Raw genomic sequence first — 9253 nt, 5'->3', positions numbered from 1 at the left:
GCAGGATCATTGGGCATCGTTCACACCCCTTGGTGAGTTGGCACTTCCAAGGGTATGAAAGTCCGGGGATCCTGCCAATTCCTCCAACACCGATCACCAAGCGCAGCAGTCAGTCTTGGCCGGAGTTATGATCAAGGCCGTTGACGAAGGCCGGGCGCAGCACGATGCGCTTCCAGGTCTCGCCGGTCATCGGGTCGATGCGCGTCTCGAAGGAGCGTTCAAGCCGGTCTTTGTTCAGCTCCGTACCGCACCGCGGGCAGGGAAACTCACTCCGCGTTTTACTGCTCTCCTTGTCCAACGCCTCTTCGAGAAAATTCACCTCCCCGGCGCATTCCGGGCAGGAGAACACCTCGCTCCACACGGTGTAGTTGATCCGCCCCCTGGTCTTGCCGTCGGTGTGCAGCGCCTCGTACATCCAGCCCAATTCCTGCTCGACTTCATCCAGGATGCGCCGCGCCTCCTGCTCGAAGCGCTTCACGTCGAAGGGCAGGTTGTAACCGGCCGCGATGAAGGAGGCCGCCGGTCCCAGATCATTGAGGATGGCCCGCCGTGCGCCCCATTCGGGCGCGGCATGACCCGCTTCCTTCCATTCGCTCAGGAGATTTTGCCGGTAAGCCGTCGGGGCCGTGCCGCACCACTGGGCGGCCAGCCCGGTCATGCCGGAGCCGCAGAAGCCGTCGAGCACCAGATCGCCGGGGCGGGTGTAGTGGAGGATCGAGGGGACGATGGCGAGATGCGGCACCTTGGTGTGGTAGCCGTGCGCCTTGTAGAGCTGATCGGTCTTGCCCACGCTGACATCGACCGCGAAGGGTTCACGCTCGTCGTGCACGTCGGGATCGTAGGGCTTGCCGTGGAGCCGCGCGAAGTCGGCGAGAAAGGGATTCGGGCAGGCGGTGTAATAGGGCGGATCGGACATCCGCAGGATGGCCTCGTCCTCGCCCTTCGGGAAACCCGGTATCTTGCGGAATGCGGGATCCTGGAGCCTCTCGCGCAGCCGTTCCAGGAAATAGGCCCGCCGCGCCGCGTCGCTCTCGAAGGTCATCCCCAGGCATTCGACTGGATCGCCGCCGTGCTCCTGATCGGCGAGGTCAAGGTTGCTCTGCATGCTGGTCATTCCATGTTTTCCGCCATCGGGCGCGATCTGGTCATGCGGCACGATGCCGCGAAAGCCCGTGTTCCAGATCAAGGGTGTAGGTCAGGATGGTCTTGATATCCATCCTGTTCGACGCATCCAGGATCTCGATCCCGACGATCTTGCCGTCACTCGTGGTATCGAGATTGACGCCCGCCGCGATCTCGATGGCGCCGTCGGGAGATTGGTCGCCCAGGCTCAGATACAGGGCATCGATTTCGTCGTCATAGTGGACTTTCATGGGCTGATTCTCTTCTTGAGCGGGTAGTTCGTGATCACGGTGACCCGGTCGTTTTCACGGGATACGATGATTTTCAGGGGATGGTTCATGCCAGGGATGGTTTTCAGGATCTCCTGTTGGCCATCTTGAAGGGTTGACTCGGAAATCGCTTCCGTTATCACCGATAACGAGAGGTTATAGAGCTTTGCGCGACGTTTGGCATGTCTTGAAAAGTGTATTTCCATGTTGGCGATGACGAGTCTGCTTAGGGCAAGGACGCGAGCAAGGCGCGCCCGGCGTTGGTGAGTCGGTATTGCTGGCGCGAGCTATTGGGTTTGTCGGGGATGGTCATCTCCACGAGCCCGGCGTCGAGCGCGGGGGCGAGGTACTCGCGGCTGAAGTGCATGCGATCGGTGAGTTCCAGCGCGTCCATCAAGGCGGCGCGGGGCATGTCGCCCTGGAAACTGCCGAGCAGTCTTGCGACTTGCGGGGTGACTTGATGGGTCACTTGCGGGGTGACTTGCTCAGTGGCTTGCCTGGACGGAGGCTCGGAGTCCGTGATCGCGTCCAGGATCTCGGCGATTTGCGGCGCGATCCGCACGGAGTCCGATGAGTCGTCCACCGACTCGATGAGACCATTGACGAGCAGGTGCTCGACCATCTGTCGAGTCGCGCGCGCGGTGGCGCCGGTCGCCATCCGCGCCGCCGCGCGCTCGGCCACGCCAGCATGGCGCAGCCAGTCGAGGATACGCGCCTCGTCCGGCGAGACGCTCGCGCCGAGACGGGTCTTCCAGAAGGCGTCCTCGCGCTTCGGCACGCGGTCCCAGTTCAGGATCAGTTGATAGGTCTTGCGTCCGGGGTCGTTGATCACCACGGGCGGGGTCCGCTCGACCTGTCGCCAGGTCCGAACGATGGTTGGCACGCCCGTCCCGGCCTGCTCGGCAAACCCGATCTGGCGCATCAGGCGCGCGAGCCTCGGATTGCGCAGGTCGCTGGCGCCGCCGTCGAGCATCTCCGGCACCGACACGAAGGAGTCGCCGGGGTTGTCGAACAGGGTGCGGTCGGTGTACCAGAGCACGCGGGCGGTGCGCTGCTGGTCGGAGTAGTCCTGGTGGATCAGCAGATTGACGAGCGCCTCGCGCAGGGCGGGATACTCGGGCGGATGGGCCTCGCGCTGGAGCGTGTTGGGATCGAGCGCGAAGGGGTTGGGCACCAGATCCAGGAAGCGGCCGATCAGGGCGCGCAAGCCCTCGATGAGGTTGCCTTCGCAGAGCACGCGGTCATCGAAACGATGGGCGGGCGCCTCCTCCGACCAGGGCTGTCGGATGAGTCGGAAATCGACGAGACCGCCGGGCTTGAGGCGCGCGGTGAGCCTGGGGCGACCGAAGAGCAGGGCGGCGGCATGCGTGAGCTGGCCGCTGCGCATCAGGCCAAGCTCGTCCAGGAAATCGGCGTCGGGAAGCTCCGCGAGCGGTTGGTCGGGATGACGCTCGCGGTAGAGTGCGCGCACCCAGCGCAGGCTTGCCGCGTCGAGATCTTCCAGGGTGGCCTCGGGTAGCGGCTGAACGTCGAAGGTTTCGCTTGAGGCGTCGCGCAGGAAGCGTGCTTCCTCTTCCACCGTGCATTTCTGATCGCGGGCCGCGACGCGGATATAGGCGTACCAGGCCTTGTCGATGCGGACGCGGATCGGTTTATCGAACCGCCGCGAGGGGGCCACATAGAAGGCCAGCACGGTGCGGCCATCGATCACGAAATGGTGGGGCCGAACCTCGACCGGGCGCGAGAACTTTTCGGTACTGCGGCAGCCGCCGAGGAAGTCGTTCTGCATCCCGTCGGGATCCGGGACGCCCACGATATCAAAGCGTCCTTTTGTCTCCTTGACCCCAAACACGATCCAGCCGCCGGCGGTGTTGGCGAACGCGGAGACGGTGGTATAGGCGGTCTTGGGCACGCCGCCCGTCGCCTCCTTCACCTCGAAGTCGTCCCACTCGATGCCGCGCAGGCGTTCGAGCAGGGTGTCGCGATCAAGTGTCATCGATCGTGCAGAGCGGTTAGCGCATCGGGGTTGGCCGCGACAATCCGCAGCAGCGCCCTGGCCGGACCCGCTGGACGCACGCGGTGCTGCTCCCAATTCTGTAGGGTCTTGGGCTTGACGCCAATCAGATAGGCGAAACGCATCTGGCTGAGCCCCGTGCGCTCACGGATCGCCTTGACATCGGGCTCCGGAAACTCACGGACGCGTACCCCCGGCACGGCTTCGCCACGCAGGTGCCGCCCCATGTCACGGACACTGTCCAGCAGTTCTTCGAATGGTTTGTGATCCATGGTCCAGCTCCGAATCGATCGTCGTACCGGAGATAAACCGCCAGCCCCGGCAAACATCATAAGCGGAGAGTATACGCGAGAAGCGGAGTTCCTGGCCCTGGCGCGTGCTATCCTCCAATGCATGCAATCCAATATCAATAGGTGAACTCATGGCGAACTTGAGTGTCCGCGGGCTTGATTCCGAGACGGTCGCGACGCTGAAGTCGATGGCCAGCGCGGAGGGCTCCAGCGTGAATGCCCTGGTGTTGCGGCTGATCGGTCAGGGGTTGGGCAAACTGCCTCGTCAGATCAAACGCCATCACGATCTCGATGCGCTGATGGGCGCCTGGTCCGCCGAGGAAGCCGAGGAAGCCGAGGAATTCGACACAGTGTGCCGCGATTTCGAGCAGATCGATCCAATGTTGTGGAGCAAGACGCTTGCGCCCGATTCTCATTGATACGAATGCCTATGCCGCGTTCATGCGCGGCGATCCGGAGATCGGGCGTGTGGTCACCTACGCCGAGCGGCTGTGTCTTTGCATTACGGTTCTGGGCGAATTGCTTGGCGGCTTTACCGCGGGTGGCCGCGAGGCCAGGAATCGTGCCGAGCTGGCCCACTTCATGGCTTCACCGCGCGTGGCGCTACTGCCGATGACGACCGACACGGCTGATCGCTACGCACTGGTTTATGCGGGTTTGCGTCGTCGGGGGCGACCGATTCCGTCCAACGATCTGTGGATCGCCGCCAGTGCGCTGGAGCATGGAGCCAGCGTGATGACCCTTGACGAGCATTTTGATCAGGTCGAGGGGTTACGTGTCGGCAGACGGCTGGACGATTTTCTGCCCTGAGCGACCTACCCACTCTTCTCGATCACGAACCGCACCCGCGCCACGTCCTTGCCCTTGGTCAGCTCGGCGACGAAACCCTCGAAGCGCTGCTTGATCTCAGCCACCGTGCAGGGCGCGCCGCCGTCGGTGAGCGCCGAGAGCAACCGGGGCTCGGTGAGGACGATCCGCTCCAGCCCGCTGAGGATCTCCTGCAGGGCCTTGACGAAGGCGGGACTGATCGGGTTCGCGAGCTGTCCGCTGGCGAGGACGCCTGCACCGCCGCGCGACCTTCAGGGCTACTGGCCAGCTCGATGTTGTTGGCGACGGTCGGATCCTGCAGGTTGGTGAGCAGGGTCTTCGTCCAGCTCCGCACCAGATCGTCGAGCGCGGTATCGAGTTGGGAGATCCGGTCGCCGGCCGTGGTCCCCGACAACGGCTCCTCGACCGGACGGAAGGTGCAGTGGGGACAGACGGCGTCCGTGTCCAGCTCCTGCTTGGTGAGACTGAAACAGGTCTTCAGACCGAAAAGGCTGTTTTGGTAATCCTTCAGCTGTTGGGCTGGCATCATCTCGACGGTCGCGAGCTGTTGCAATTGCTTGAGCCGAGGATCCTGTCCGAGGCGGGCCTTGCGCTGATCGTCGGTCGCCCCGAGACGCAGCCGGGCGTGACGGTCGAGGTAGACATCCTGGTAGGCGGTCTTGAGCTGAGCGAGCGTCTGGCCGAGTGTGCGCTGAAAGCTTGAGTCGGCGCGGTGCTTGGGACTGGTGATCTTCGCCATCAGCTCCCCGCGACGCTCGCGCATCCGGTCGATCCAGGGGTGACCGGCCTCGAGCACCGCTTCCGCCTTGCCGAGATAAGCGGTGGTGGGGCCGACCTGCGCGACGAGCTGGAGCAGTTCCTCGACCTCGCGCACGCACGCGAGACCCGACGGCTGGGCCTGGATCACCGTCGCGTCATGCGGAAAACTCTTGAGCTTGCCGGCGGTGTTGAAGGCTTGCAGGGATTCGAGAAAGCGCTTCAGCTCGCTCAGAGTCTGTTCAGAAAGTTTATCTAGTGCCTGACCGAAAACTCCGAACTTGACCGCAGTCGGGGGCAATTGATTGCCCCTGGCGAAACGTTTTTCTTGAGTCAGTCCTGGTTGGAACGCCGAGCGCACCGCCGAATGAGAAAAATTCTCATCATGGCCCTCGCGCAGACACACGCCTCCCTAGAATCCCCCACGCGACGCGATCAATGGGGTTAAGCAGCTCGCCGTTGCCGACGCCGTTCCTGTTCGGCCTCCGCTGCCAGCAGGATGGCACCGAGGTGGTGAACGTTGCGCGCGACCACCGCCATGGCCACAGACCGTTTGAACCCGTCCAAGCCGTGGTCGGGGCAAAGGTCGAGCCCATGCGCCTCCAAGGCGTTGATGGCCGACTCCACCGCGCTGTGGCGCTGGCGCAGGCGGATGAAGCGCGGGTCGTGCTCGCGCTCCCACTCGGCGGCCGACCGCTTGCCCTTCTTGGGCAACACGGGTAACGCCACGACCTGAGGCAGTTGCCGTTGATTGGCCGGGCTGTGAAAGCCTTTGTCGAAGCTGACACTGTGAATCTCGGGGAAGCGGACGCCGATCGCCGTCACGAAGGGGACCGCGATCTGATCGTCGGTGGTCTGTTCCATCACCTGATGGTGCAGGATGAACCCATGCTGATCTTCGCCGATCGCCACCCGCAGCCCCAGTTCGACCGCCACCCCGGCCTTGCCTTTGCTGATCCATTCAGTGTGCGGCTGGAAGATGGAGAAGACCTTTTCGCCATGGGGGATACGCTCGCCTTCCAGGAGGCGGCGGCGGATGTGATCGATCTGGCGCGCGCCGTGGGCCAGATAGGCGTCCAATGGAGCCAATTGGATGTCGGGCCGATGGGCCTCGAGCGCGAGCTTGAGGCGGGTCAGGCGGGCGCGCTCCAGGAACGATTCGGCGAGTACCAGATAGTCGCCGCAGGCCTGCGCGATCTCGGTCTGACGGGCCTCCCGCTTGGCCTCGTCCTGAGCGGTCGAGCGCTTGAGTTGCTGGACCCGCCGATACGCCTTGTTCAGGCAGCGCAGATTGTAAGCGCTTTGGCGCCAGTCACTGAAGGAGGCCTGTTCGCACAGGTCAGCACTGGTCTCGATCGCCTTGCGCACGGCATCGGCCAGCAGATTGAGGTCGGTGGGAAAGTGTACGTCAGTCTCCACCACGAAGGAGTCAACGCGCACCGCGAGGGTGTCGTCCAGGCTTTTTTTTAGCAAAACGTGACCGGCTCGGACCACTTCCTGGTTGATCCGATCCAGCACCTCGGGGGTGAACAGGCGCAGGTTGTCCTTCAGCGTCTGCAACGCATAACGCGTGTCGTCGGCCCAATCGCCGTGGCCGAGCATCTGGCGGATGGTCGCATGCTGGTTGGCCAGTTCCTGGATCCGATCGTAGTCGGCATTCAACCCCAGACGCAGCGTGCCCAGCACCAGAATGCGCCACTGAAGCATTCCGGGGCGGCCGGTGTCCGCGCTGACCGTGCCGTTGGCGTCGGCCCGTTCAGGCAGCACCTCCGCGAGGATGGCGAAGACGCGCTCACGCACCGCCGCTTCGGTATAAATGAACTGCAGACCCCGCAGGAGGCGCGGAATATCGTCACGCGACTTGAGGTCGAGTTCAATGGCGGCGATGTCCTGTTCGCCGAGTTGGAATTGGGGGTCGATGATCTGGCGCATAGCGGGAAACGAAGCACGAAGTTTTTTGCAATTCAGCCCGCCGCACGATAGCCACGGACCGGAATTTCAGCGGTCGAAACGAATCATCAATGGGTTACAGTCTATTTCTGGCCCCATTGTATGGTGAGTTTACGCAATCTTCGACCAAGGGGTTCGATTATAACCTATTGTTCAATAAGTTAAACCTGGTTATCGGTCAGGCACTACTTACCTGATCCTCAAAAGAAAATCAGGCGCGGACAAATCTACCAGCAAAATGGCCAATTTCAAAGGGGTTGGTTTTCGATTGTTAAAGAGCTTTTTCAGGTTCATCGGGCGGCAGAAAACTGACTAATCGCAGACCATCGAAATCGACCGGGATGCGCCGATTCTTTCCGACCGTGAGAAAATCGTAGCCCGATTCCGTGTTCGTATTCCAAGCAATAACGGCGTTACCCTCCTCGACACCCTCCAGCACCTGACCCCAGATGAACTCGCGCAGCCGCTTGGAGGGATTGCCGATATAGACGCCGGCGCGAATTTCCAGCAGCCACACCGCGAGCCGTCCGCGCAGACGGGGCGGGACGTTTTCAGTGACGATGACCAGCATCGCCCAGATTCTCCGTGTCCTTGATGGCAGGGGCGACCGATTCCTTGGGCGGCTTGGGCGGTTCCAACCCGCCCGCGGAGAGCACCTCCTCGATCATCGGGATGATCTTGCCGAGCAGTTTGGTTTCGCGAAAGACATCGCGGCAGGCCAGCCGGACCTGGCGTTCGGCTTGGGACTGGGGCGGATTTTTGGCCGCGATCTTGAACGCGACCGGAACCACGGTCTCGAATTTGACGATGTCCGCGATGTCGTAGACGAACGACTGCGGTTTGCCGGTATGGATGAAACCGACCGCAGGGGCATAACCGGCGGCCAGAACGGCGGCCTCGGTGATACCGTAGAGACAGGCGGTCGCCGCCGACAGGCAGGTGTTGGGGAGATCGCTGCTGTCCCAATCCGTGGCGTCATAGCGGCGACCATGCCACTGGACGCCATGGCGTTTAGCAAGATTGTCGTAGGTCTTCTTGACGCGCGCCCCTTCGATGCCACGCAGTTGCTCGACACTGCGCCGTTCGGGCGGTGCTTCGCCGAACCTCAATTCGTACATTTTGCGCACCACTTTGAGCCGCGCCTGATCGTCGAGGGCGAGTTTGGCCTGATAGAGCAGGCGGTCCGAGCGGGCGCCACCGGGTTGACCGGAGGCATAAAGCCGCACGCCGGCCTCGCCGACCCAGACCAGCAGAGTGCCGACCCGTGCCGCCAGCGCCGCCGCCCGATGGGAAACGCGGGTGCCGGGTTCGAGCATGATGCTGCCGATGGGGATGTGGGTGCGCACGCCGGTCTTGTCGATGACGATGAAGGCGCCGTCGAGCACGTCGATTTCGCCGTACTCGATGAAGATCATCGAGATGCGTTCTTTCATGGCGATGGGTTTGAGTGGGGGGAGCATGAGGTACGTCCCTGTTGGATGAGGTCATTTGTTCAGGCTGTCCTGCCGCGCTTGCAGTGACCAGTTCATAGACACTTCATCGCGTCTTCCGAACTCATCGCGCAACGGAACGAATCAGGCGGCGACTTCGATGTAGTCCACGCGACTTTCCGGGATTGGCGGCGGGAGACCATCTTCGCGCAACCCTTCCAGATGAAACGCGATCGCGTCGCGCATCTCTCGCTCCGTCTCCTCGACGCTGCGGCCAGTGGCCACGCAGCCGGGTAAATCAGGGGCATAGGCGGAGTAATTGTCTCCTGCCCGTTCGATCACGATGGCATAACGCATTGCTTGTCCTCATTTCCAGCCGGCTTGTTTGTCGATGCTGTTCAAGGTGCCTGGAGCCAGTTCATCGCTTGGTTTTCCTGGCACAGTGACACGGCCGGCACTGGTTCAGCTTAGTTTTACTAGCAACTCATTGATCATGCGGCCAAAATACAAGTGCCGGCCGATTTCCGGAAATGTAAAACCTGTTCCCATGAAAGCCCTTGATCCAAGATGCCTAATGCCACGGCTGGAACTTGC

13 protein-coding genes and 1 pseudogene are annotated in these 9253 nt (G+C 62.3%); 2 read left to right on the top strand and 12 right to left on the bottom strand.

All coding sequences use genetic code 11. From position 1 onward, the window contains the following. Window positions 1-109 precede the first annotated feature (109 nt). Genes QZY07_RS15380 through QZY07_RS15360 form a run of 5 tightly spaced genes read right to left on the bottom strand, consistent with a single transcriptional unit; the run spans window position 110 to window position 3677 of the window. Complete coding sequence (locus tag QZY07_RS15380) at window positions 110-1114, bottom strand: DNA methyltransferase (protein ID WP_295404522.1); 1005 nt, start codon at window positions 1112-1114, stop codon at window positions 110-112. 31 nt (window positions 1115-1145) lie between these two features. Continuing rightward, complete coding sequence (locus QZY07_RS15375) at window positions 1146-1373, bottom strand: DUF2283 domain-containing protein (protein ID WP_295404521.1); 228 nt, start codon at window positions 1371-1373, stop codon at window positions 1146-1148. Then, window positions 1370-1597, bottom strand: coding sequence for a DUF4258 domain-containing protein (locus tag QZY07_RS15370; protein WP_295404520.1), 228 nt, complete (start codon window positions 1595-1597; stop codon window positions 1370-1372). Before QZY07_RS15370 ends, QZY07_RS15375 begins: the two co-directional genes overlap by 4 nt. 20 nt (window positions 1598-1617) lie before the next feature. Then, the gene (locus QZY07_RS15365) at window positions 1618-3387 is read right to left on the bottom strand and encodes a Fic family protein (RefSeq protein WP_295404519.1); all 1770 of its coding nucleotides are present in this window, start codon (window positions 3385-3387) and stop codon (window positions 1618-1620) included. Continuing rightward, on the bottom strand, window positions 3384-3677 hold the full coding sequence (locus tag QZY07_RS15360) for a helix-turn-helix domain-containing protein (RefSeq protein WP_295404518.1): 294 nt from the start codon (window positions 3675-3677) through the stop codon (window positions 3384-3386). The genes QZY07_RS15365 and QZY07_RS15360 overlap by 4 nt, the downstream gene beginning before the upstream one ends. A 149-nt stretch (window positions 3678-3826) precedes the next feature. On the opposite strand from QZY07_RS15360, the gene QZY07_RS15355 reads away from it, so the two are divergent. Further along, window positions 3827-4114: an antitoxin gene (locus QZY07_RS15355; RefSeq protein WP_295404517.1), complete on the top strand. Its 288-nt coding sequence runs from the start codon at window positions 3827-3829 to the stop codon at window positions 4112-4114. Continuing rightward, window positions 4095-4505 carry a type II toxin-antitoxin system VapC family toxin gene (locus tag QZY07_RS15350; RefSeq protein WP_295404516.1) on the top strand — a complete coding sequence of 137 codons (411 nt, stop codon included), beginning with the start codon at window positions 4095-4097 and terminating at the stop codon, window positions 4503-4505. Before QZY07_RS15355 ends, QZY07_RS15350 begins: the two co-directional genes overlap by 20 nt. A 5-nt stretch (window positions 4506-4510) precedes the next feature. On the opposite strand, the gene QZY07_RS27490 is transcribed toward QZY07_RS15350, so the two are convergent. The 7 genes and pseudogenes from QZY07_RS27490 to QZY07_RS15320 all read right to left on the bottom strand — a co-directional run bounded on the left by QZY07_RS27490 (window position 4511) and on the right by QZY07_RS15320 (window position 9100). Then, complete coding sequence (locus QZY07_RS27490) at window positions 4511-4699, bottom strand: DUF6079 family protein (RefSeq protein ID WP_363184320.1); 189 nt, start codon at window positions 4697-4699, stop codon at window positions 4511-4513. 92 nt (window positions 4700-4791) lie between these two features. Next, window positions 4792-5640: pseudogene (locus QZY07_RS15345) on the bottom strand (DUF6079 family protein); the annotation flags it as partial. Between the two features lie 83 nt (window positions 5641-5723). Beyond that, window positions 5724-7211, bottom strand: a complete 1488-nt coding sequence (locus tag QZY07_RS15340) for an ISNCY family transposase (RefSeq protein ID WP_295404512.1) — start codon at window positions 7209-7211, stop codon at window positions 5724-5726. A 289-nt stretch (window positions 7212-7500) separates the two neighbouring features. Continuing rightward, window positions 7501-7800 carry a type I-E CRISPR-associated endoribonuclease Cas2e gene (gene cas2e, locus QZY07_RS15335; RefSeq protein WP_295404511.1) on the bottom strand — a complete coding sequence of 100 codons (300 nt, stop codon included), beginning with the start codon at window positions 7798-7800 and terminating at the stop codon, window positions 7501-7503. Then, on the bottom strand, window positions 7781-8689 hold the full coding sequence (cas1e, locus tag QZY07_RS15330; RefSeq protein ID WP_295404510.1) for a type I-E CRISPR-associated endonuclease Cas1e: 909 nt from the start codon (window positions 8687-8689) through the stop codon (window positions 7781-7783). Before cas1e ends, cas2e begins: the two co-directional genes overlap by 20 nt. A 114-nt stretch (window positions 8690-8803) precedes the next feature. Next, window positions 8804-9016, bottom strand: coding sequence for a type II toxin-antitoxin system HicB family antitoxin (locus tag QZY07_RS15325; RefSeq protein WP_295404509.1), 213 nt, complete (start codon window positions 9014-9016; stop codon window positions 8804-8806). A gap of 9 nt (window positions 9017-9025) precedes the next feature. Further along, a complete protein-coding gene (locus QZY07_RS15320) occupies window positions 9026-9100 on the bottom strand; it encodes a type II toxin-antitoxin system HicA family toxin (protein WP_295404523.1) in 75 nt (24 codons plus the stop codon). Window positions 9101-9253 lie beyond the last annotated feature (153 nt).

The organism is uncultured Thiocystis sp. (genome assembly GCF_903866365.1).
Lineage (GTDB): Bacteria > Pseudomonadota > Gammaproteobacteria > Chromatiales > Chromatiaceae > Chromatium.
This window is presented reverse-complemented; position numbering and strand designations above follow the sequence as displayed.